General features: G+C 71.2%; 17 protein-coding genes and 1 riboswitch. Of the genes, 6 read left to right on the top strand and 11 right to left on the bottom strand.

Going from position 1 to position 23,326, the window contains the following annotated elements:
* Window positions 1–111 precede the first annotated feature (111 nt).
* The 5 genes from serA to Drose_RS07725 all read right to left on the bottom strand — a co-directional run bounded on the left by serA (window position 112) and on the right by Drose_RS07725 (window position 5,946).
* A complete protein-coding gene (serA, locus tag Drose_RS07745) occupies window positions 112–1,722 on the bottom strand; it encodes a phosphoglycerate dehydrogenase (protein ID WP_260727504.1) in 1,611 nt (536 codons plus the stop codon).
* Window positions 1,723–1,998: 276 nt separating this feature from the next.
* A complete protein-coding gene (locus Drose_RS07740; RefSeq protein ID WP_260727503.1) occupies window positions 1,999–2,433 on the bottom strand; it encodes a TipAS antibiotic-recognition domain-containing protein in 435 nt (144 codons plus the stop codon).
* A gap of 80 nt (window positions 2,434–2,513) precedes the next feature.
* Complete coding sequence (gene ilvC / locus Drose_RS07735; RefSeq protein ID WP_260727502.1) at window positions 2,514–3,527, bottom strand: ketol-acid reductoisomerase; 1,014 nt, start codon at window positions 3,525–3,527, stop codon at window positions 2,514–2,516.
* Window positions 3,528–3,548: 21 nt separating this feature from the next.
* Window positions 3,549–4,067: an acetolactate synthase small subunit gene (ilvN, locus tag Drose_RS07730; RefSeq protein ID WP_259861879.1), complete on the bottom strand. Its 519-nt coding sequence runs from the start codon at window positions 4,065–4,067 to the stop codon at window positions 3,549–3,551.
* Window position 4,068: 1 nt separating this feature from the next.
* The gene (locus Drose_RS07725) at window positions 4,069–5,946 is read right to left on the bottom strand and encodes an acetolactate synthase large subunit (protein WP_260727501.1); all 1,878 of its coding nucleotides are present in this window, start codon (window positions 5,944–5,946) and stop codon (window positions 4,069–4,071) included.
* Between the two features lie 216 nt (window positions 5,947–6,162).
* On the opposite strand from Drose_RS07725, the gene ilvD reads away from it, so the two are divergent.
* Together ilvD and Drose_RS07715 are read left to right on the top strand one after the other, a co-directional pair.
* The gene (gene ilvD / locus Drose_RS07720) at window positions 6,163–8,007 is read left to right on the top strand and encodes a dihydroxy-acid dehydratase (protein WP_260727500.1); all 1,845 of its coding nucleotides are present in this window, start codon (window positions 6,163–6,165) and stop codon (window positions 8,005–8,007) included.
* 47 nt (window positions 8,008–8,054) lie between these two features.
* Window positions 8,055–8,145: riboswitch (ZMP/ZTP riboswitch) on the top strand.
* A 24-nt stretch (window positions 8,146–8,169) separates the two neighbouring features.
* Window positions 8,170–9,432, top strand: coding sequence for a serine hydroxymethyltransferase (locus Drose_RS07715; RefSeq protein ID WP_260727499.1), 1,263 nt, complete (start codon window positions 8,170–8,172; stop codon window positions 9,430–9,432).
* A 495-nt stretch (window positions 9,433–9,927) separates the two neighbouring features.
* On the opposite strand, the gene Drose_RS07710 is transcribed toward Drose_RS07715, so the two are convergent.
* Entirely contained in the window at window positions 9,928–12,771 is a 2,844-nt protein-coding gene (locus tag Drose_RS07710) for a hypothetical protein (RefSeq protein ID WP_260727498.1), read from the bottom strand.
* A 174-nt stretch (window positions 12,772–12,945) separates the two neighbouring features.
* On the opposite strand from Drose_RS07710, the gene Drose_RS07705 reads away from it, so the two are divergent.
* Window positions 12,946–13,317: a PH domain-containing protein gene (locus tag Drose_RS07705; RefSeq protein WP_260727497.1), complete on the top strand. Its 372-nt coding sequence runs from the start codon at window positions 12,946–12,948 to the stop codon at window positions 13,315–13,317.
* Here Drose_RS07705 and Drose_RS07700 read toward each other — a convergent pair.
* Window positions 13,311–14,234 (bottom strand): 2-hydroxyacid dehydrogenase, encoded by a 924-nt coding sequence (locus Drose_RS07700; protein ID WP_260727496.1) that lies wholly within the window; start codon window positions 14,232–14,234, stop codon window positions 13,311–13,313. The genes Drose_RS07705 and Drose_RS07700 overlap by 7 nt on opposite strands.
* 81 nt (window positions 14,235–14,315) lie before the next feature.
* Here Drose_RS07700 and Drose_RS07695 point away from each other — a divergent pair, with 81 nt between their 5' ends.
* The gene (locus Drose_RS07695) at window positions 14,316–15,515 is read left to right on the top strand and encodes a PQQ-dependent sugar dehydrogenase (RefSeq protein WP_390891335.1); all 1,200 of its coding nucleotides are present in this window, start codon (window positions 14,316–14,318) and stop codon (window positions 15,513–15,515) included.
* Window positions 15,512–17,194, top strand: a complete 1,683-nt coding sequence (locus Drose_RS07690) for a metallophosphoesterase family protein (protein WP_260727495.1) — start codon at window positions 15,512–15,514, stop codon at window positions 17,192–17,194. The genes Drose_RS07695 and Drose_RS07690 overlap by 4 nt, the downstream gene beginning before the upstream one ends.
* Before the next feature lie 92 nt (window positions 17,195–17,286).
* Here the strand turns inward: Drose_RS07690 and gatB are convergent, their stop codons facing one another.
* Complete coding sequence (gene gatB, locus Drose_RS07685) at window positions 17,287–18,780, bottom strand: Asp-tRNA(Asn)/Glu-tRNA(Gln) amidotransferase subunit GatB (protein ID WP_260727494.1); 1,494 nt, start codon at window positions 18,778–18,780, stop codon at window positions 17,287–17,289.
* Window positions 18,781–18,861: 81 nt separating this feature from the next.
* On the opposite strand from gatB, the gene Drose_RS07680 reads away from it, so the two are divergent.
* The gene (locus tag Drose_RS07680; protein ID WP_259861868.1) at window positions 18,862–19,038 is read left to right on the top strand and encodes a DUF4236 domain-containing protein; all 177 of its coding nucleotides are present in this window, start codon (window positions 18,862–18,864) and stop codon (window positions 19,036–19,038) included.
* 50 nt (window positions 19,039–19,088) lie between these two features.
* Here the strand turns inward: Drose_RS07680 and gatA are convergent, their stop codons facing one another.
* The 3 genes from gatA to Drose_RS07665 all read right to left on the bottom strand — a co-directional run bounded on the left by gatA (window position 19,089) and on the right by Drose_RS07665 (window position 23,029).
* Window positions 19,089–20,564, bottom strand: coding sequence for an Asp-tRNA(Asn)/Glu-tRNA(Gln) amidotransferase subunit GatA (gene gatA / locus Drose_RS07675; RefSeq protein WP_260727493.1), 1,476 nt, complete (start codon window positions 20,562–20,564; stop codon window positions 19,089–19,091).
* 4 nt (window positions 20,565–20,568) lie between these two features.
* The gene (gatC, locus tag Drose_RS07670; RefSeq protein ID WP_260727492.1) at window positions 20,569–20,868 is read right to left on the bottom strand and encodes an Asp-tRNA(Asn)/Glu-tRNA(Gln) amidotransferase subunit GatC; all 300 of its coding nucleotides are present in this window, start codon (window positions 20,866–20,868) and stop codon (window positions 20,569–20,571) included.
* Between the two features lie 79 nt (window positions 20,869–20,947).
* On the bottom strand, window positions 20,948–23,029 hold the full coding sequence (locus Drose_RS07665; RefSeq protein WP_390891334.1) for a putative bifunctional diguanylate cyclase/phosphodiesterase: 2,082 nt from the start codon (window positions 23,027–23,029) through the stop codon (window positions 20,948–20,950).
* Window positions 23,030–23,326: the final 297 nt, after the last annotated feature.

Below are 23,326 nucleotides of genomic sequence, written 5' to 3'. Positions count from 1 at the left end.
GTACGCGCTCGTCCTACTTCGTGGACGGCCGTCTCACGATCCAGGAAACACCGCAAAAGCGAGGGCGGGGAACGCCGCCACGCTCCCCGCCCTCTTTGAGAGGAATGTCTGCTATTCGCCGGACAGGTCGACCGTGCTCGCCGCTGTGGCGCCGATCGCCTGCTGCGCCTCGTTGAGCAGGTCCGCCCCGACCGCGTTGTCGACGGTCAGCGTCATGAGCGCCTCGCCGCCGGCCTCGCGCCGGGCGACCTGCATCGCCGCGATGTTGACCCCCGCCGTTCCCAGTATCGACCCGACGGTGCCGACGACCCCGGGGCGGTCGGCATATCGGAAGAACAACAGCACTCCATCGGCGCCGAGCTCCAGGCTGAAGCCGTCGATGTCGGTCAGCTTCAGGGCCTCGCGCGGGCCGGCGACGGAGGTGCCGGAGACCGAGGCTACCCGGCCGTCCGGAAGCGCCCCACGCACGGTCACCAGATTTGTGTGATCTGTCGACTCGGTGAACACCGCGAGGGCCACCTCGACGCCCCGGTCGGCCGCCAGGTGCGGCGCGTTGACGTAGGTGACCTGCTCAGCGACGACACCGCTGAAGAGCCCCTTGGTGGCGGCGAGCTTGAGCACCGACACGTCGTGCGCCGCCACGTCGCCGTGCACCTCGACGGTGACCGAGGAGGCGACCCCGCCGGCGACCGCGGTGAACACCCGGCCGAGCTTCTCCGCCAGGGGCAGCAGGGGTCGTACCTCTTCCGCGACGACGCCGCCGACCTGGACATTCACCGCATCGGGGACGAACTCCCCGTCGAGGGCCAGCTTGACGCTGCGCGCCACGGCCAGGCCCGCCTTGTCCTGCGCCTCGTGGGTGGACGCGCCCAGGTGCGGCGTGGCGACCACGTTGTCGAACGCGAACAGCGGCGACGCGACGCACGGCTCCTTGGCGAAGACGTCGATGCCGGCGCCGGCGACCCGGCCGGCGGCGATCGCGTCGGCGAGGGCCTGCTCGTCGACCAGGCCGCCGCGGGCCGCGTTGACGATGCGGACGCCGGGCTTGACGAGCTGGAGCTCGCGGGCGCCGATGAGCCCCACCGTCTCCGGGGTCTTCGGCAGGTGGATGGAGATGAAGTCGCTCTCCCGCAGCAGCTCGTCGAGGCCGAGCAGCCGCACGCCCAGCGCGGCGGCGCGCGCGGGCTGGATGTAGGGGTCGTAGGCGACCAGCCGGACGCCGAACGCGGCCATGCGCTGCGCGAACAGGACGCCGATGCGGCCCAGGCCGATGACACCGACGACCTTGCCGGACAGCTCGACGCCGGTGTACCTCGACCGCTTCCACTCGCCGGCCTTGAGCGCGGCCGACGCGGCGGCGGTGTTGCGCGCGACGGCGAGCAGCAGCGTGACGGCCTGCTCGGCGGCGGAGACGATGTTGGAGGTGGGTGCGTTGACGACCATGACGCCACGGGCGGTGGCGGCGGGGACGTCGACGTTGTCCAGGCCGACGCCCGCGCGGGCGACGACCTTGAGCCGGGGCGCGGCGGCGACGGCCTCGGCGTCGATCTGGGTGGCGCTTCGCACGATCACCGCACTGGCGTCGGCGAGCGCCTTGAGCAGCGCCGGACGGTCGGTGCCGTCGATGTGACGGACGTCGTAGTCGTCGGCGAGCACTTCGAGGGCGGACGGGGCCAGCTCCTCGGCGATCAGCACCACCGGGGGGTCAGGAGGGAGGGTCATACGGCGGTCCTCGGCTCTCAGGCTGCGGCTGGCGTCGATGCGTGGGGCGCGGCATTGCACGCCACGCACAAGAGACGGCGACGGGGCCGGGCTGGGGTCGGCCTTCACGCGATCGTAGGCCCGTGGCCCCGGCACCCCCCGCTCACCGCGGCGTGAGCGCGATCACAACACCCGTCCGTGTCGATCCCTGCCGGATCCTGACCAGGCTCCCCCGCACCACGGCGACGGCCCCGGTCGTGGAGTCCCCCACGACCGGGGCCGCGCTCGGGTTCGGTCCTACGACCGGACGCGGTCCGCATTGGCGTGGATCGCGTCGCGGATGTACTGCGCCAGGCCGGGGTGGGCGGTGTCGTAGTTGGCGGTGAACCGCGGATCGGCGACGTACATGTCACCGAGACCGCGGTGGATCTCGTACGAGCAGTCGTAGAACCACCGGCTGATGTGCCGCCGGTGTTCCTCGGCGAGATCCGTGGCCCGCTGGTCGCCGGCCGGGACACCGGCGGTGAACGCCGCCGCGAGGGCCTCGGTGTTCGCCTCGGCCTCCGCCTTGATGCGCTCCCAGTCCTGTTTCGTGTAGTTGGAGGTCCGCTGCGCGGACTGCCGGTACGCCTCGGTCTGGCCCCATCTCCGCTCCGCCTCCTCGGCGTGCTGGTCGGGGTCGAAGTCTCCGAAGAGTTCGCGCTGCTCGTCAGGCGTCAGGTTCGTCGTCATACCGACGAGCGTGGAGCCTCCAGCGACGGGAGAGTCAAGCGAAGAGGCCCCCGCCGTGGCGAGGGCCTCTTCGCCGGATGTCAGGCGGTCTCGGTGATGGGCCGGTCGACCCAGCTCATCATCGAGCGCAGCTTCTTGCCGGTCTCCTCGATCGGGTGGTTCGCGCCCTGCTCGCGGTACTTGGCGAAGTTCGGCCGGCCGGCGTCGTCCTCGGCGATCCACTCGCGGGCGAACTCGCCGGACTGGATCTCGGCCAGGATGCGCTTCATCTCCTCCTTGACCCGGGCGTCGACGACGCGCGGGCCGCGGCTGTAGTCGCCGTACTCGGCGGTGTCGGAGACGCTGTACCGCATGCGGGCGATGCCGCCCTCGTACATCAGGTCCACGATCAGCTTCAGCTCGTGGAGGCACTCGAAGTATGCGACCTCGGGGGCGTAGCCCGCCTCGGTGAGCACCTCGAAGCCGGTCTGCACCAGCGCCGAGGCGCCGCCGCAGAGCACCGCCTGCTCGCCGAACAGGTCGGTCTCCGTCTCCTCCTTGAACGTGGTCTTGATCACGCCGGCACGCGTGCCGCCGATGCCCGCCGCGTAGGCGAGGGCCAGGGCGAAGGCGTTGCCGGTGGCGTCCTGCTCGACGGCGACGAGGCAGGGCACGCCCTTGCCGTCGACGAACTGCCGGCGGACCAGGTGGCCCGGGCCCTTCGGTGCCACCATCGCCACGTCCACGTCCGCGGGCGGAGTGATGAAGCCGTACCGGATGTTGAGGCCGTGGCCGAAGAACAGCGCCTTGCCGGCGGTCAGGTGGGGCGCGACCGACTCGGCGTAGAGGGTCCGCTGGGCCGTGTCCGGCGCCAGAATCATGATCACGTCCGCCTCGGCGGAGGCCTCGGCCGGCGTGAGCACGCGCAGGCCCTGCTCCTCGGCCTTGGCGCGGCTCTTCGAGCCCTCGGGCAGGCCGACACGAACGTCGACACCGGAGTCGCGCAGCGACAGCGCGTGGGCGTGGCCCTGGCTGCCGTAGCCGAGCACCGCGACCTTTCGGCCCTGGATCAACGACAGGTCGGCGTCGTCGTCGTAGTACACCTCGGCGGGCATTGCTTGTCCTTTCAATGGTTTCTAAGAGGCGGCGCGAAGCGCCGGGCCGGTCGTGATGGAGCGGGAACCGCGGCCGATGGCCACGACGCCGGACTGGACCATTTCCTTGATACCGAACGGCTCCAGATCACGAAGCAGCGCGTCCAGCTTCTCCGACGTCCCCGTCGCCTCGATCGTGAGGGCATCCGGGGAGACGTCGACCACGCGGGCCCGGAAGAGCTGCACGGTCTCGAGGACCTGCGAGCGGACCGGACGCTCCGCGCGCACCTTCACCAGCAGCAGCTCGCGCTGCACGCTCGCGTTGGCGTCGAGTTCGACGATCTTCAGGACCTGCACCAGCTTGTTGAGCTGCTTGGTGACCTGCTCCAGCGGAGAGTCCTCCGCGTTGACCACGATCGTCATCCGGGAGACCTCGGGGTGCTCGGTCTCGCCGACAGCCAGGGAGTCGATGTTGAAGCCGCGCCGGGCGAACAGCCCGGCGACCCGAGCCAGGATGCCGGGTTTGTTCTCGACCAGAACGGAGAGGGTGTGCTTGGTCATCTCAGATGTCGTCCTTGTCGAACGTGGGCGCGACGCCGCGCGCGAACATGATCTCGTCGTTGCTCGTGCCTGCGGCGACCATCGGCCACACCATGGCGTCCTTGCCGACGACGAAGTCGACGACGACCGGCTGGTCGGTCACCCGCATCGCGGCCTCGATCGTGGCGTCGACGTCCTGCTTGTTCTCGCAGCGCAGACCGACGCAGCCGAGCGCGTCGGCCAGCTTCACGAAGTCGGGGATCCGGTGCTTGTGCGTGCCGAGCTCGGTGTTGGAATACCGCTCGTCGTAGAACAGCGTCTGCCACTGGCGGACCATGCCGAGGTTGCCGTTGTTGATGACGGCGACCTTGATCGGGATGCCCTCCAGCGCACAGGTGGCGAGCTCCTGGTTGGTCATCTGGAAGCAGCCGTCGCCGTCGATCGCCCAGACCGTCTTGTCCGGCCGGCCGACCTTGGCGCCCATCGCCGCCGGCACCGCGTAGCCCATGGTGCCCAGACCGCCGGAGTTCAGCCAGGTCGCCGGGTGCTCGTACTTGACGAACTGCGCGGCCCACATCTGGTGCTGGCCGACACCCGCCGTGTAGATCGCGTCCGGCCCGACGATCGCGCCGATGCGCTCGATGACGTACTGCGGGGAGAGCGTCCCGTCGGCCGGCTCCTCGTAGCCCAGCGGATACCGGACGCGGATGTCGTCGAGCGTCGCCCACCAGTCGGTCAGGCCGGGCTTGCGCCCGGCGTTGTGCTCGGCGGTCACCGCGGCGATCAGCTCCTCGATGACGTGCTTGGCGTCACCGACGATCGGCACGTCGGCGACCCGGTTCTTGCCGATCTCGGCCGGGTCGATGTCGGCGTGGACGACCTGCGCGTTCGGCGCGAACGTGGCCAGCTCACCGGTGACGCGGTCGTCGAACCGCGCGCCGAGGGCGATCAGCAGGTCGGCCTTTTGCAGCGCGTAGACCGCCCCGACCGAGCCGTGCATGCCGGGCATGCCCATGTGCTGCGGGTGCGAGTCGGGGAACGCGCCGCGCGCCATCAGCGTGGTGACGACCGGCGCGCCGGTCAGCTCGGCCAGCTTCCGCAGCACCTCGGAGGCGCGGGCCTTGATCACGCCGCCGCCGACGTAAAGAACCGGACGCTTGGCGTTGGTGATCAGGCGTGCCGCCTCGCGGATCTGCTTGCCGTGCGGGTGCAGCGTCGGGTGGTACCCGGGCAGCTCCATCGTCGGCGGCCACTTGAACGTCGTCTGCTTCTGCAGCACGTCCTTGGGAATGTCGACGAGGACCGGGCCAGGCCGGCCGGACGAGGCGAGGTGGAACGCCTCCATCAGGATGCGGGGCAGCTCCTCGCCCGACTTGACCAGGTAGTTGTGCTTCGTGATCGGCAGCGTGATGCCGGCGATGTCCGCTTCCTGGAACGCGTCGGTGCCGATCGAGGCCGAGGAGACCTGGCCGGTGATGGCGACGATGCCGACGGAGTCCATGTAGGCGTCCGCGATCGGGGTCACCAGGTTGGTCGCGCCGGGACCGGAGGTGGCCATGCAGACGCCGACCTTGCCGGTCGCCTGCGCATAGCCGGTCGCCGCGTGGCCGGCGCCCTGCTCGTGGCGGACCAGGATGTGCCGGACCGCCTCCGAGTCGAACAGCGGGTCGTACGCCGGAAGGATCGCACCGCCGGGAATGCCGAACACGACGTCCGCGCCGAGCTGCTCGAACGAGCGCACCAGGATCTGGGCACCGGTGAGGAGCTCCTCCGCCGGGCGGCCTGCCGGCTTCGCGACCTTCTCGGCCGCGACCGTGGCCGGCGTCGCGGTGGACGCGGCGGCGGGCGGTGGCGTCGGATGTGCTCGGTGGGCGAGGACTTCAGGCGTCGGTCTCGTCATCGCAGTTCGCACTTTCGCTCGAAGGTGTCTTGGTCATGGCCCCGGACATGAAAAAACCCCACGTGCGATGCACGGGGGGCTAGCGCGCTGACGGCAGGCGTCGGCGCGCTAGATGATAAGTACTCGGAGCGACCTCGACGACATGTGCCCACTCTGACGTATCTCACGGCCTGAGTCAACCGATCCCAGGATCTGGACCATGTCATGCTGGCAGGTATGCCCGAGCTGCGGTCCAAGACCTCTACTTCTGGTCGCAACATGGCCGGCGCACGCGCCCTCTGGCGCGCCACCGGCATGACCGACTCCGACTTCGGTAAGCCGATCGTCGCCATCGCCAACAGTTTCACGCAGTTCGTGCCGGGCCATGTCCACCTGCGCAACCTCGGGATCATCGTCGCCGACGCGGTCGCCGAGGCCGGCGGGGTCGCCAAGGAGTTCAACACCATCGCCGTCGACGACGGCATCGCCATGGGCCACGGCGGCATGCTCTACTCGCTGCCCAGCCGCGAGCTCATCGCCGACGCCGTCGAGTACATGGTGCAGGCGCACTGCGCCGACGCCCTCGTGTGCATCTCCAACTGCGACAAGATCACGCCCGGCATGCTGCTCGCCGCCCTGCGTCTCAACATCCCGACCGTCTTCGTCTCCGGCGGCCCCATGGAGGCCGGCAAGACCGTCGCGATCGAGGGCGTGGTCCACGAAAAGCTCGACCTCATCGACGCCATGATCGCCTCCGCCAACGAGGCCGTCACCGACGAGCAGCTCGCCCGGATCGAGCGCTCCGCCTGCCCGACGTGCGGCTCGTGCTCCGGCATGTTCACCGCCAACTCGATGAACTGCCTGACCGAGGCGATCGGCCTCGCCCTGCCCGGCAACGGCTCGGTCCTCGCCACGCACGCCGCCCGCAAGGCGCTGTTCGAGCGGGCCGGCACTCTGATCGTCGACCTCTGCAAGCGGTACTACGGCGAGGACGACGCCGCGGTGCTGCCCCGCGCGATCGCCTCCCGCCCCGCGTTCGAAAACGCGGTCGCTCTCGACGTCGCCATGGGCGGCTCGACCAACACCATCCTGCACCTGCTCGCCGCCGCCCGCGAGGCGGAGGTCGACTTCAGCGTCGCCGACATCGACGCGATCTCGCGCCGCGTGCCGTGCCTCGCGAAGGTGGCGCCGAACAGCCCGAAGTACCACATGGAAGACGTCCACCGGGCGGGCGGCATCCCGGCCATCCTCGGCGAACTGGACCGGGCCGGCCTGCTCAACCGCGACGTCTCCAGCGTCCACGCCCCGACACTGGAGACGTGGCTGGCGGAGTGGGACATCCGCGGCGGCACGGCCTCCGAGGCCGCGATCGAGCTCTTCCACGCCGCGCCCGGCGGGGTCCGCACCACCGAGCCGTTCTCGACCACCAACCGGTGGAACACCCTGGACACGGACGCCGCCGACGGCTGCATCCGCTCCCTGGAGCACGCGTACACCGCCGACGGCGGCCTCGCGATCCTGTTCGGCAACATCGCGCCGGACGGCTGCGTGGTCAAGACCGCCGGCGTGCCGGAGGAGAACCTCACCTTCCGCGGCCCGGCGCGCGTCTTCGAGTCGCAGGACGCGGCCGTCGAGGGCATCCTCGGCAAGGTCGTGACCGAGGGCGACGTCGTGGTCATCCGCTACGAGGGGCCCAAGGGCGGCCCGGGCATGCAGGAGATGCTGTACCCGACGTCGTTCCTCAAGGGCCGGGGCCTGGGACGGGCCTGCGCGCTGATCACCGACGGGCGCTTCAGCGGCGGCACCTCCGGTCTGTCGATCGGCCACGTCTCCCCCGAGGCGGCGGGCGGGGGCCTGATCGCCCTCGTGGAAGACGGCGACATCATCGAGATCGACATCCCCAACCGGTCGATCGAGCTGCGCGTGTCCGAGGACGAGTTGCAGGCGCGGCGGGTGGCGCAGGACAAGCGCGAACACCCGTACACCCCGGCCGACCGCGACCGCCCGGTCTCGGCGGCGCTGCGGGCCTACGCCTCGATGGCGACGTCCGCGAGCGACGGGGCGTATCGCAAGGTGCCGTGACGTGCGCCGTACCCCGCGGATGCCGGTCCGGTTGTGGACTACCATCTCGGGGTACCCGCGACTGGCGCACATCAAGGTGGAACCGACCACCGGGGAGCTCCCATTGCATCGCTGGCACCGCGCGCCTGGGTGCCCGATCGGCTGAACGCCAGGAGGCAGCTCATGCACGTCCCCGCACTGAATGCCCTCACCCAGGCCGACCAGGAGCTGGCCGGCCTCATCCAGGGTGAAGCCGAGCGGCAGCACGACACCCTACGGATGATCGCCTCGGAGAACTACGTCTCCCAGGCCGTGCTCGAGGCGACCGGCACCGTCCTCACGAACAAGTACTCCGAGGGCTATCCCGGCAAGCGCTACTACGAGGGCCAGAAGTTCATCGACCCGATCGAGGAGCTGGCGATCGCCCGCGCCAAGTCGGTGTTCGGCGTCGACCACGCCAACGTGCAGCCCTACTCCGGCTCGCCGGCCAACCTGGCCGTCTACATGGCGCTCGCCAAGCCGGGCGACACGATCATGGGCATGGCGCTGCCGATGGGCGGCCACCTGACCCACGGCTGGTCCGTCTCGGCCACCGGCGCCTGGTTCCGCGCCGTGCAGTACACGGTCCGCCGCGAGGACGGCCGCATCGACTTCGACGAGGTGCGCGACATCGCGCTCCGCGAACGACCGAAGATCATTTTCTCGGGTGGTACGGCCATTCCGCGCACCATCGACTTCCCGCGTTTCGCCGAGATCGCCCGCGAGGTCGACGCCGTGCTCGTGGCCGACATCGCCCACATCGCCGGCCTGATCGCCGGTGGCGCCCACCCGTCGCCGGTCGGCCACGCCGAAGTCATCTCCACGACGACCCACAAGACCCTGCGCGGCCCGCGCGGCGCGATGCTGATGTCGGACGAGAAGCACGCGAAGGCGCTGGACAAGGCGGTCTTCCCCGGCTTGCAGGGCGGCCCGCACAATCACACCACGGCGGGCATCGCGGTCGCCCTGGGCGAGGCGGCGAAGCCGGAGTTCCGGACGTATGCCCACCAGATCGTGGCCAACGCCCGCGCACTGGCCGACGCCCTGATCGAGCGCGGCTTCGACCTGGTCTCGGGCGGCACCGACAACCACCTGATCCTGCTCGACCTGACCAACAAGGGCATCGGCGGCAAGCCGGCGGCGCGCGCGCTCGACCGGGCGGGCATCGAGACCAACTACAACACGGTCCCGTACGACACCCGCAAGCCGTTCGACCCCTCGGGCGTCCGCCTGGGCACCCCGGCCCTGACGACCCGCGGCCTGACCGAGGCCCAGATGCCCCAGGTCGCAGACTGGATCTCCCGCGCGGTCGACGCGGCCGTCAAGGACGACGAGCCGGCGCTGAACACCATCGCCGCCGAGGTCCGCGAGCTGCTGGCCGGCTACCCGATGCCCGGCTGGCACTAGCCCGTGCCGCGAGCGGCGCGGATCGCCCGTCGGCGTTCCGCGCCGCTATCGCCGTGCTTTCATGATCCTGAAGACTTGCCGCACCTATGCCACAGGGCGCGAAGTTCAGCCCCGGCACCCCCTGGTCAACCCGAACAGGGCAGACAATTGGGCCGCGGTCTCGCGAAGCGTCGCCGAGGCGCGCCGACCGGCGCCCGTTCCGGCCCAATCCGCCGCCAGGCGCTCGATCCCATGATCATGGGAAGGATGTGGCTGCCCCGATAGCCACATCTTTCCCATGATCATGCAGTCGCCCGGCCCGGAACGCGTCGCCCCGGGTCCAGCGGCGATCATGAGCGACAGACACCACCGGCACGACTGTGCGTTACCGTCCCGTAGCGCAACACCGGGGTCGCCGGCCGACCCCATGGCACACAAGTCTTCGCGATCATGAAAGTCCCGCTCATACATGAGCGCCGATGCATCGTGATGTCCCGAATGCCCGGTCCGCCGAGGCTATTTTCGGCGCAGGAAGCGGCGGCCGCGGCCCTCCTTGTTGCGGGGCTCCTCGTCGAGGTTGAGTTCCAGTGGCTTGACGTCGTCGTCGAAGTTGAAGTCACGCTGTCGCCGGGCGGGCAACGACCCACGATCGCCGGAGTCGCCTGGGCGGTCCTCCGGGTCGGGGCTCGACCGGCGGCCGGGAGCGAACTCGCCGCTCGGGTCACTCTCGTAGCTCGACGTCGATTCGGTGGCCCACGCCGGGCGCTCCGTGCCGACCTCCCGGCCCGCCGCCGAGCTGTCCCGCCGGAACGTCCGATCGTCGCCGCCCTCGGCCGCCCCCAGACGATCCCACCGGCTCGTCGACGTGCCGGCCTGCTCGACCGAACCGGGACTGTCCCACCGGCCCGCGGGCTCGTCGGAGCGTGCCGCCGAACCGGTCCCACCCCGACGGCCCACCGACTCGTCCGGCCTCGGTCCGGACGACCGGCTGGACGTCTCGTCAGGTCCAGCAGCCGAACCGAAGCGGTCCCAGCGGGTCGTGGCCTCCGTGGCCTTGCCGACGGTGACCGGCTCGGCAAGCTCCTGCTTGTCGGGCTTATCTGGCTTATCGGGTTTGTCGGACGACTTGGCCCGACCCCAGCGCGAACGCTTGCCGCCGCTCTCGGCCGGCTTCGGGTCGCGGACGGGCTTGGCCGCCTCCGGCTCCCACCAGGCCGGGCCCTCGTCGACCGGCGGAGGCGGCGTCACCGGCAGATCACGGACCGGCAGATCACGCACCGGCGGGCCGCTGGACGACGCGTCCGGAACGGCCTGCGCGGGACCGCCGGAGGACGGCCGCGGCTCGGCCGGCTGGGTCCGCTCGCGACGGCGCGCGGAACGGGCCGCCGGGTCGGGCTCCCAGGAGCGACGCAGCTCGAACGGCTCGGCGACCAGATCGGGCACGACCTCGTCGAACAGGCCGCCGCTCCACGACGGCCGCCCCGCCGGCGGCGGCGCGGCTGAGGACGGCGGCGGCGCGGCTGAGGACGGCGGAACAACGGGCCGCGCGGCCGGCGGCGGCACAGACGGACGAGCGACGGCCGGCGGCGGCACCACCGGACGAGCGGCCGGCCGGACGGCGGCCGGTGGCGGCGAAGAAGGCTGGGTGTCCGGACTCCCGCTCGTGGTGGCGCCGGCCGGGACGATGGGCGGCGGCGCCGGTGTGCTGTAACCGAACGACCCTGTCGACAGCGGCGTCGCCGGGGGCTCGTCCTCGTCCGAGCGGGCACGGCGCCGGCCGGCCCGGGGCACGGACTCGGCCGGGTCGGCACGCGGCTCCCACCTGGACGACGGCGTGGTCTCGGGGCTCGACGCGGGCCAGGTCCCGGTCTCGTACATCACCGGGAAGCCGTCGCCGGCGTTCGACCAGCGGGACGGCTCGCCGGGCACGGCGGGCACGACGAACTCGCCGGTGTTCAGCCGGTCGGCCGGCGGCGAGGACCACGAGGATACCGGCGAGGACAGGTCGTCCTCGGGCGCCTCGTGGCGGGCTCGCCGGCCGGCCCGGGGCATCTCGGTGGGCGGGGGGTCGTCGGCCGCCCAGGCCGCCAGCCGGCTCGCCGAGTCGCTGTCCCAGGCGCCGACCAGCTCGCGGGTCGACCGGGACTCCCCCGAGTCGGCGGAGCCGGATGCGACGGAATCCCGGTCGGCGGCCTCCAAAGCGGAAGCTCCGTCGGCCGGGATGGAGCCGGACTCGTCGCGGGTGCGAGGGTCGGCGCCCCGCGTGAGCCGGCCCAACCGGCCGCGCACCGGGCTCTTGCGCTCGTCGGCGACGTCCTCGGTCTCGCCGGCGGCCGCGGCGAACGCCGCGTCGGTGGGCAGTGCGGCGCGGCTCGCGGGCTGGGTCGCGGCCTCTCGGGCGAACGTGCGGGCCAACGGCGACGGCTCGGGCAACTGGCTGCCGGAGGCGATCTTCAGCAGGCGCTCCATGACCGCGATGTCCACCCGGTACGGCTCGGCGGCCAGCCAGCGCCCCGCCGCCTCCGCCATCTCGTGCGCGTGGACCAACTGGAGGTGCTCGCCGGGCGCGACGGAGATGGCGAGGTCCGTGGTCGCGTCGCCCCGGGGCGGCGCGACCACGAGATAGCCCCGGACCGCGGCGCCGACCTTTGCCAGTTGCTCGCGCCAGGTGTGCACCTCGGCGGCGAGGCCGTCGACGTCCTCCGAGCCGGGGACGAACAGCCGGCCGCCGCGCAGGACCTGGCCGGCGGTGTCCATCGTGAACTCGCCGTGCGGCCAGACCGTCGGCAGGAACAGTGCCACCCGGCGGCCGGCGACCACGAGATGGGTGCAGCCGCCCTCGCCGAGCGCGAAGAACCGGGCCGAGGGCAGCGCCTCCAACTCCTTGAGCCGCGGCAGGTGGTCGTCGGGCTCACCCCACCAGCGGCGGCCGCTCACAGCCTCCTCGATCGAGGCTCGGGAGAGGCGCCGGGCGTCGAGCACGAGTGCGGACAGGAAGCCGCCGACGAGCGGCACGTCGAAGGCCAGGTTGATGCCGATGAACTTGAGCAGCCCGACCAGGTCGAACCAGCTCTCGGGCAGCCAGGTGCGGGTCGCGGCGCCCCAGACGACGGCACCGGCCACCGCCGTCAGGATGGCGAAGAGCGGAAAGCCGCGCAGCGTGAGGGTGAGGACCCCGGCGAGTGACACGACGGCGGCGGCGCCCCACAGGATGCTGAACTCCTTGATGCCCCAGCCGGCGACGACGAGCGCGACGAGCGTGGCGGTGACGAGCAGCGCGCCGGCGAGCACCCCGGTCGGGCGCACACCGACGCGGCGGCTGCTCTTGACCCCGGCGACCCAGGAGTTTGCGGTCGTCAAGTCCTAGCCTCCCGCCATCGACGGCAGCACCCGGGGCCGACGGGTGCCGATCTCGTCCAACACGGCACCGAGCGTAACCCCGCCGGACGTGTCGAGCGAGAGGATCCCCACGGCCGTCAGTATGTCTCCACCCACCGGCAGAAACCGGTCCCCGGGAGATGGGAGGATGGCAGGGTGAGCAACCAGGTCAAGGTCAAGTTCCGGCGCAGCGCCGCGATCGCCGTCGCGGCCGCCATCACCGTGATCGGCGCCGTGCCGCTGCTCGCCGAGAGCCTCTGGTTCCTGCCCGTGCCGCTGATCCCGCTGGCCGTGACCGTGTGGGCGTGGCGGGCCGGCACCGACGTCGACGAGGGCGGCTTCACCGTGCGGGCCCTGCTGGGCAGCCGCCGGTTCCTGTGGGCCGCCGTCGACGGGCTCGTCGCCCAGGGCGGCTCCGTGCAGGCCCGGCTGGCCAACGGCCACCTGGTCACCCTCGACGCCGTCCGCGCCGACGATCTCCCGCGAGTGATCGAGGCGAGCGGCAAGGAGCTGGAAAAGGCTCAGTAGCCGTCGCTGACGACGTTGTCGAGCGGCGCTCCCGCCACGAACCGGCGCAGTTGCTCCCCCGCCAGCCCGTACGCCCGCGGCAACAGTCCGCGCACCGACCCGGCCACGTGCGGGGTGAGCAAGACGTTCGGCAGTCGCCACAACGGGTGATCGGACGGCAACGGTTCGGGGTCGATCACGTCCGCGGCGAAGCCGATGCGGCCGCCGGACACCTCCGCCATGATCGCCTCGGTGTCGACGACCGGCCCGCGGGCCGCGTTGACCAGCAGCGCACCGTCGGGCAGCCGGCCCAGGAACGCCTTGTCCACCAGCCTGATCGTCTCCGCCGTCAGCGGCACGAGCAGCACCACGATGTCCGCCGACGGCAGCAGCCCGGCCAGCTCCGCCACGCCGTGCACGCCGGGCCGCGGCCGCCGGGCGACCCGCGTCACCGACACCTCGAACGGCAGCAGCCGGGCCTCCAGCGCCCGCCCGATCGAGCCCGAGCCGACGATCAGGACGCGCTTCCCGGCGAGTTCGCCCGTTTGGCGGTACGCCCAGTGCCCCCGCTCCTGAGCCCGCGCGAACACCGGGAAGTCCCGAAGGAAGGCGAGGATCGCGGCGACGACCCACTCCGCGGTCGACGAGTCGTGCACGCCCCGCGCGTCGCACAGCGTGACCCGGGACGGCAGCCGGCCGGTCCAGGCGTCCGCGCCGGCAGTCATGAGCTGGACGACCCGCAGTGCCGGCATCCGCTCGGCCAGGGTCACGACGTCGGGCTTGGCCAGGAACGGCGGCACCCAGAACACGACGTCGGCCGGGTCGGACGGCAGTTCGTCCGGGCTCGGCATGATCTCGACGCGGCAGCCTTCGGGCACCGGGCCGAGCAGGTCGGACCCGCGCTCGTGCGGGATCCAGATCTTCGTCGTGTTCGTCATGGATTCGATGATGCGGGTTGCCGCCGTCGGAACGCACCGGGCGCCATGTGGCTCCTCTGGTCGTGACTGAAAGGTGGAATGATGTCCGGCGACGCTAGTCTTGGCCGGGTGAGCGCCCGGACGTACCGACACATCGGCCGGAGCCTGATCGCCGCGGTGGCGACGGTTCTGGCCCTGGGAGCCTGCTCGTTCGGGCCTCCGCCGCCTGATGAGCTGGGTTCACCGCCGAAGCTCTCGCCGTATCCCACAGTCTCGGGTTCCGGCGGTGCTGAGGGCGGCGGTCAGACCGAGGTGGCCACGACGGTCCTGGCCAAGGGTCTTGCGGTGCCGTGGGGCATCGCATTCCTGCCGGACGGTTCCGCTCTGGTCACCGAGCGTGACAGCAAGCGGCTGCTCAAGGTCGGCAAGGAGTCGACGTCCGACGGGCTCCAGGTGGCCGAGCTCCAGAAGATCGGCGACGCGGTGCCGGGTGGCGAGGGCGGCCTCATGGGCATCGCCGTGTCGCCCGACTACGAGACCGACAAGACCGTGTTCGTCTACTACACGGCGAAGGACGACAACCGGGTCGGCAAGTTCGTGCTCGGCCAGCAGCCGACGCCGATCCTCACCGGCATCCCGAAGTCGACCATCCACAACGGCGGCCAGATCCACTTCGGCCCCGACGGCTTCCTCTACGTCTCGACCGGTGACGGCGCCAGGCCGGAGACCGCGCAGGACCTCAACAGCCTCGGCGGCAAGATCCTGCGCGTCCAGCCCGACGGGAAGCCGGCGCCCGGCAACCCGTTCGGCACCGCGGTGTACAGCTACGGACATCGCAACGTGCAAGGGTTCACCTGGGACGACAGCAAGCGGCTGTATGCGGTGGAGTTCGGCGCCGGCAACTGGGACGAGATCAACATGATCGAAGCCGGGAAGAACTACGGCTGGCCCGCGGTCGAGGGCAAGGGCAGCGACCCGAAGTACGTCAACCCGATCCAGGTGTGGAAGACGGACGAGGCGTCCTGCTCGGGTCTCACCTACGTCGACGGATACCTGGTCGCGTCCTGCCTCAAGGGCGCCAGGCTGTACGTCATGCAGGTCACCCAGGCCGGCGGCATCTTCGGGGCGCCGACCGCCCTGCTCAAGGGCGCCCACGGCCGGCTGCGCGCCGCCCAGCTCGCCCCGGACGGCAGCGTGTGGATCTCGACCTCCAACAAGGACGGCCGCGGCACGCCGAAGGCCGACGACGACAAACTCCTCCGAATCGTGATCAGCAACGTCGGTGAGGCCGGCAAGAGTTGACGTCTCCGTTCCATCGACGAGCCGCCCTGGCCGCCCGCCGTGTCCAGCGCCGGGCGATCCTCATGGCGGCCGGGCGGAGGCGCCGTCCGATCCGGCCGGCCGCACCGCCGCTCGCCCGGCTGCGGCGCGTCCTGCGCGGCGCGCTCGTCGGCGTCGTGGCCATGATCGGCATGTTGATCGGCGTGACCCTGGGCGGCACCACCACCCAGGACATCGGGCCGTTCCGGGCACAGTTGTCGCTGTTACCGGCCTGGCACGGCGACACGTCGGTCGAGATCCCGCCGCTGGGCTCGCTCGAGCTCGACAGCCACGACGGCCCGGTCCACCTGCGCATCCGGCTGGATTCCCTGGACGAGGCGCGCGCCCGGGCGGTGGTCGCCGACGGTGGCGGCAACCTGGAGCAGATCAGCCACGACGCCGTCGACCAGCTCGACCTCGGCGTGCGCCGGCTGGCGCTACAGACCGCCGGCTCGGGCATCCTCGGCGCGATGGTCCTGGTCGGCCTGGCGTTCCGGGCGCGGCGGGAGACGGCGATCGCGGGCGTCCTGGTGGTCGCCGCGCTCGCCTCGACCGGCGGCGCGACCGTGTTCACCTTCAAGCCCGCCGCGATCCAGGAGCCGACCTACCGCGGCCTGCTCGTCAACGCGCCCGCCATCATCGGTGACGCGCGCAAGATCTCCGACCGCTACGAGGAGTACCGCGCGCAGTTGCAGAAGCTCGTGCTCAACGTCAGCAAGCTCTACGGCACGATCTCCGCCCTGCCCGTCTACGAGCCGAACACCAGCGCGACGAAGGTCCTGCACATCTCGGACATGCACCTCAACCCGGCGGCCTGGGGCGTGATCCGCTCGGTGGCCGACCAGTTCGCCGTCGACGTCATCGTCGACACGGGCGACATCAACGACTGGGGCAGCGAGCCGGAGGCGTCGTACGTCAACGAGATCAGCCGGCTGCGCATCCCGTACCTCTACATCCGCGGCAACCACGACTCGACCGTGACCGCGGCGGCGGTCGCCCGCCAGCCCAACGCGATCGTCCTCGACAACTCGATCACCACGGTCAAGGGCCTGACCTTCGCCGGCATCGGCGACCCCAGGTTCACGCCCGACAAGTCGACCGACACGACCAACAACCAGCAGCACGACCAGGTGATCACCTCGGGCGAACTGCTGGCCGAGAAGATCCGCTCCGGCGACAAGCCGGTCGACGTCGCGCTGGTCCACGACCCGGTGGCCGCCCAGCCGCTGGCCGGCGCGTGCCCGCTGGTCCTGGCCGGCCACAAGCACCAACGGTCGATCACCCGCCTGGACGCGCCGGCGCCGATGGCCGTCGCGGCCCCGTCGCCGTCGGTGTCGGCGTCGGCCTCCGCGTCGGCCTCCGCGTCGGCGAGCCCGCAACCGCCGAAGCAGCCGACGGAACGCACCCTGCTGATGGTGGAGGGCTCGACGGGCGGCGCCGGCCTGCGCGGCCTCGAAAGCGAAAAGCCCCTCCCGCTGGCGCTCTCCATCCTGTACTTCGACGAGAACCATCGCCTGTCCGCCTACGACGACATCCAGGTCGGCGGCACCGGCCTGACCGAGGTGGCCCTCCAGCGCCACATCGTCCCCGAGGACACAAAGCCCGGCGCCACCCCGACCCCGACCCTAACCCCCTCCCCCTCCCCCTTCCTTTCGCGTTGATCATGCAGTTGTGGTGCCTGACAAACCCGGACATCGCGGGAGTGTCGAGGCACCACAAGTGCATGATCAACGCGAGAGGAAGGGGGAGGGGGTTAGGACAGGCGGGTGATGATCAGCTCGCGCACCGTCTTGGCGTCCGCCTTGCCGGCGGTCGCCTTCATCACGGCACCCACCAGGGCGCCGGCGGCCGCCACCTTGCCGTCGCGGACCTTCGCCGCGATGTCCGGGTTGGCCGCGATCGCCTCGTCGACCGCCTTCGTCAGGGCACCCTCGTCGGATACGACCTCCAGGCCGCGTGACGACACCACCTCGGCCGGGGTGCCCTCGCCGGCCATGACGCCCTCCAGGACGACCCGCGCCAGCTTGTCGTTGATCTTGCCGGAGTCGACGAGCGCCTGGAGCTCGGCGACCGCGGCCGGGGTCACACCCAGGGCGTCGAGCTCGGCCTCGGTCTCGTTCGCGCGACGGGCCAGCTCGCCCAGCCACCACTTGCGGGCGGCCGCGGGGGTCGCGCCGGCCGACACCGTCGCCGAGATCAGCTCCACCGCGCCCGCGTTGACGACGGACTGCATGTCAAGATCCGAGAAGCCCCAGTCCGACTGCATCCGTGCCCGGCGGACCCGTGGCAGCTCGGGCAGCGCGGACCGCAGCTCCTCGACCCACTCCGCCGCCGGGGCCAGCGGCACCAGGTCGGGCTCAGGGAAGTACCGGTAGTCGGTCGCCGTCTCCTTGCTGCGGCCCGAGGTCGTGTCGCCGGTGTCCTCGTGGAAGTGGCGGGTCTCCTGGACGATCGTGCCGCCTGCCTCCAGTACCGATCCCTGGCGGATGATCTCCGAACGGACCGCTCGCTCGACGCTGCGCAGCGAGTTGACGTTCTTGGTCTCGGTCCGGGTGCCCCACGGCGAGCCCGGGCGGTTCAGCGACGTATTCACGTCGCAGCGCAGCGAGCCCTGCTCCATGCGGACGTCGGAGACGCCGAGAGTGCGGATCACGTCGCGCAGCTCGGTGACGTACGCGCGGGCGACCTGCGGCGCACCGGCGCCGGTGCCGGGGACCGGCTTGGTGACGATCTCGACGAGCGGGATGCCCGCCCGGTTGTAGTCGACGAGCGACTCGGTCGCGCCGTGGATGCGTCCGGTCGCGCCGCCGACGTGCAGGGTCTTGCCAGTGTCCTCCTCCAGGTGCACCCGCTCGATCCCGATGCGCACGAGCTCGCCCTCCATCTCGACGTCGAGGTAACCGTCGACGCACAGCGGCTCGTCGTACTGGCTGATCTGGAAGTTCTTCGGCATGTCCGGGTAGAAGTAGTTCTTCCGCGCGAACCGGCCCCACGGTGCGATCGAGCAGTTGAGCGCCAGGCCGATGCGGATCGTCGCCTCGATCGCGGCCCGGTTGGCGACGGGCAGCGCGCCGGGCAGGCCGAGACAGACCGGGCAGACCTGCGTGTTGGGCTCGGCGCCGAACGTGGTCGGGCAGCCGCAGAACATCTTGGTGTTGGTGCCCAGTTCGACGTGGGTCTCCAGGCCGATGACCGGCTCGAACCGGGCCACCGTCTCGTCGTACGACATCTGCGTCACGGTGCTCATTGTGTCTGCCTGCTTTCAGCCTTGGTGTATCCACGCACGGCATTGGGTATCAACTGGCCACCACTCGGAAGGAGCGATGTCATGCCCGTGCAGTTTCGGAAGAGCAAGAAGTTCGGCCCGTTCATATTCCACTTCACGCAGGACGGATTCTCCTCGTGGAGTTTCAAGCTGGGCCCCTGGTCGTGGAACTCGCGGACCAAGAAGAACCGCGTCGACCTGCCCGGCCCGTTCTCCTGGCGGCAGGGCAGCCGGGGCTGACGCCGACCGGGGGCTTTGCGCACAGGGCCGAAGCCCCCGGATTCCCATGACTACAGCGGCGGCGGCGTCAACGGCGGCAGTGCCGATTCCAGCGCCGCCGCCACGCGGTACATGCGGTCGTCGGCCATCGTCGGGGCCATGATCTGCAGTCCGACCGGCAGCCCTTCGGACAGCCCGCTCGGCACCGAAATCGCCGGCCCGCCGTAGAGGTTCGACGGAATCGTGTAAAGATCCGCGAGATACATCTGATACGGATCCGAGGTACGCGATCCGAGCGGGAAAGCGACGAACGGCGTGGTCGGCGCGACCAGCACGTCCGCGACACCGAACGCCGCCTGGAAGTCACGCGTGATCAGGGTGCGGACCTTCTGGGCCTGCCCGTAGTAGGCGTCGTAGTAGCCGGCCGACAGCGCGTAGGTGCCGAGGATGACGCGCCGCTTGACCTCCGGGCCGAAGCCCGCGTCGCGCGTCAGCGACATGACCTCCTCCAGCGAGTGCTCACCGTTGTCGCCGGTGCGCAACCCGTACCGGACGCCGTCGAACCGGGCCAGGTTGGACGAGCACTCGCTCGGCGCGATCAGGTAGTACGCCGGCAGCGCGAACTTGAAGCTCGGGCACGACACCTCGACGACCTCGGCGCCCAGCTTGACCAGCGCCTCGATCGACTCGCGATAGGCGGCGACGACGCCGGGCTCGGCGCCCTCACCCGCGAACTCCTTCACCAGCCCCAGCCGCACGCCGCTCAGGTCGCCGGTCGCGCCCAGCCGGGCGGCGCCGACCACGTCGGGCACCGGCTGCGGGATCGAGGTCGAGTCCATCGGGTCGTGACCCCCGATGACCGCGTGCAGGAGCGCGGCGTCCTCGACGGTCCGGGCGCACGGGCCGGGCGTGTCGAGGGAAGAGCTGAAAGCGATGAGACCGTACCGCGAGGTGCCGCCATACGTCGGCTTCGCGCCCACGGTCCCGGTCACCGCGGCGGGCTGGCGGATCGAGCCGCCCGTGTCGGTGCCGATCGCGAGCGGCGCCTCATAGGCCGCGACCGCCGCGGCCGAACCGCCGCCGGAGCCGCCGGGGATGCGCGAGGTGTCCCAGGGGTTGTACGTCGGGCCGTAGGCCGAGTACTCCGTCGACGAGCCCATCGCGAACTCGTCCATGTTGGTCTTGCCGAGCATGACCAGGCCGGCCGCACGCAGCCGGGTGGTGATCGTCGCGTCGTACGGCGGGCGCCAGCCTTCGAGAATCTTCGAGCCGGCGGTCGTCGGAACGCCCTTGGTGGTGATCACGTCCTTGACGGCGATCGGCACACCGGCGAGCGGCCCGACCTCCTCGCCCTTGGCCCGCTTGGCGTCGACGGCCTTGGCGGCCTCCAGTGCGCCGTCGCGGTCGACGTGGAGGAACGCGTTGACCTTGGCCTCGACGGCCGCCACGCGGTCCAGGTGCGCGGTGGCGACCTCGACGGCCGACACCTCCTTCGCGGCCAGGCGGCGGCCCAGCTCGGCGGCGGAGAGCTTGGTGACGTCGGTCATCGGATCAGGCCTCCTCGTCCAGGATCCGCGGGACGCGGAAGCGGTTGTCCTCGGCGTCGGGCGCACCGGCCAGCACGTCCGCACGGGGCAGGCACGGGGCCACGACGTCGTCGCGGAAGACGTTGGTCAGCGGCACCGAGTGCGAGGTCGGCGGCACGTCGGCCGCGGCGACCTCGCCCACCTGCGCGACGGCCTGCAGGATGACGTCGAGCTGCCCGGCGAAGGTGTCGAGCTCTTCATCGGTGACGGCAAGCCGCGCGAGGCGCGCGAGATGCGCCACCTCCTCGCGGGAAATCGTGGCCATCGGCGCGGTACTCCTTCAGTCGTCGGCTTGACGCGGCGTGACATGCGGTCGTCAACCCGACGAGTCTATTTCGTCCGTGTCAGGCGCTGTGCGCGACGGTGGACCGATTCCGCCTGGCGAGCCAGTCGATGAGCTGGGCGGGTGGCATGGGCCGCGCGAAGTACCAGCCCTGCGCCAGGTCACAGCCGGCGTCCACCAGCAGCCGCCAGGTGCGCTCGTTCTCGACGCCCTCCGCGACGACCCGCAGGCCCAGCGCCCGGGCCAGGTCGATCATGGACCGCACGATGGCCGCGTCGTCGGGGTCGGTGGCGAGGCCCAGCACAAACGAGCGGTCGATCTTCACCTCGGCCAGCGGCAGCCGGCGCAGGTGCAGCATCGAGGAGTAGCCCGTACCGAAGTCGTCGAGCGCGATCGCGACACCGAGACGCTCCAGGCGGGCCAGTGTGGCCAGCACCCGGCGGGGATCGGCCATCAACGCACCCTCGGTGATCTCCAGCTCGAGCCGCGACGGGTCCACCGCGGTTTCGCGCAGGCGGGCCGCGATCCGGTCGGCGATCTCGCCGGTGTGCAGGTCGCGGACGCTGACGTTGACCGCGACCCGCATGCCGTCGGCGGCCGGGCCCCAAGCGGCGAGCTGGTCGATGACCTCGTCGACGATGCGCAGCGTCAGCAGCCGCATGACGGAGCTGCGCTCGGCGACCTTGATCAGTTCCTCCGGGTCGACCGGCCCGCGGACAGGATGCCGCCAGCGCAGCAATGCCTCCAGCCCGACGACGGCGCCGGTGGCGAGTTCGACCTGCGGCTGGTAGTACAACTCGATTCCGGTGCCCTCCGGAGACTCGAGCGCACGGCGGAGGTCGGCGAGGAGGCTCAGCCGCTCCGGTGTGTTGTGGTCCGACTCGGGGGCGTAGACGGCGAGGTTGTCGCCGCGGGCCTTGGCGTCGTACATCGCGACGTCGGCGTGCCGCAACAGTTCCTCGAAGTCGCCGCCGTGCTCGGGGTAGACGGCCACGCCCACCGACCCGCCGACGTCGATCGGGAGCCCGTCCAGGAGTACCGGCTCGGCCAGTGCGGCGAGCATCCCGGCGGCCCGGGCCTTCGCTTCCGCCGTGTCCCGCAGATGTGGTACGACCACCGCGAACTCGTCGCCGCCGAGCCGCCCGACAAGACCCGTGTCCGCCACGCCGGCGACCCGCCGGGCGACCTCCTCCAGCAACCGGTCCCCGACCCGGTGCCCGAGGGCGTCGTTGACCTGCTTGAAGCCGTCGAGGTCGAGCAGCAGAAGGGCGAGGCGTCGATCGTCCGCCCCGCCCTCGGCACGCTCGGCGTGCTCCGGCACCCAGTTGGCCACGGCGCGCTCCAGCGCCGTACGGTTGCCGAGGCCGGTGAGCGGGTCGAGCCGGGCCTCCCGCGCCCGTTGCAGCGACAGCTTGGTCATCCGGCGTACGGCGAACAGCGGCACCATGGCCAGCGGGACGAGCAGCACGTCGACGTGCGCGGCGGCGATCAGGGCGGGCGCGGACAGCAGCAACGCCCCGGCCGGCAGGGCATCGTCGCGGAGCGCCGTCTTGAGCACCGCCGGCCACCGCCCGCCGAAGCGCAGCCAGACGGCGGTCGACACGAGCAGGTTGTTGACGAGGAACCAGCACCCGGCGACGACGACGATCCACAGCACGGGCATGCCGCCGTTGAGCATCGTGTGCATGTCGGCGCGCCGCTCGGGCAGCACCACGTCGAGGAGGGCGGCCGCGGCGGCGAAGGAGAGCACATACCGCCCCGCGTTGAACGCGGCCCGCCAGGCGGCATGCTTGAGCCACACCGCGGCGACGGCGACCGCTCCCAACTGGACGAGCACCGCGGGCGCGAACCCGAACGCCAGCATGACGGCGAAGGCGAAGCAGACCGACGGGAACGCGGGCACCACGTCGTCGGGCCCGGCCTGCATGAACCACGGTGTGTCGGCGACGACGGCGAGGGCGGCGAAGCACCAGAACGCGGCGGGCAGACTGTCCGGGAAGCCGCTCAACAGACTGGCGAGCAGGACGCCGGCGGCGGCGACCATGATGGTGGCAACGTAGGCGACGAACCGGGAAGCGTTGCGGGGAGGCGCCGAGTTACGCAGCGCGCTCTGCTTCATCGGCTCCCCCAGGTTCGGCATCATCGACGCACTGGTGTTCGGTGTCGTTTCGTCGGCGCCCTGCGAGCCTGCACCCTCGGCGGCCCCGGAATCGGGAAGGATGCGGAATCGATGCACAAGCCGCCGGTATTCAACCGACCGGGCGATGCCACCATGGATAGATCAGCAGCACGGCCCGGGAAGACGCGACGCCGCCCAGTGCAAGCCGCGAAGCCGAGCCGCGCGCCCGAATTGTCGGCCTCATCCGGGTCCGTCAGCAGGGCGGTGATGTCGCGGCGAACCGACTCACCCGAGCTGCCGGACCAGATCGGGCCGAGCACG

This window comes from Dactylosporangium roseum, from assembly GCF_025264685.1.
In the GTDB taxonomy this organism is placed as follows: Bacteria; Actinomycetota; Actinomycetes; order Mycobacteriales; family Micromonosporaceae; genus Dactylosporangium; species Dactylosporangium roseum.
Note: the sequence above shows the minus strand (reverse complement) of the source record. Positions and strands in the feature narration are given on the sequence as shown.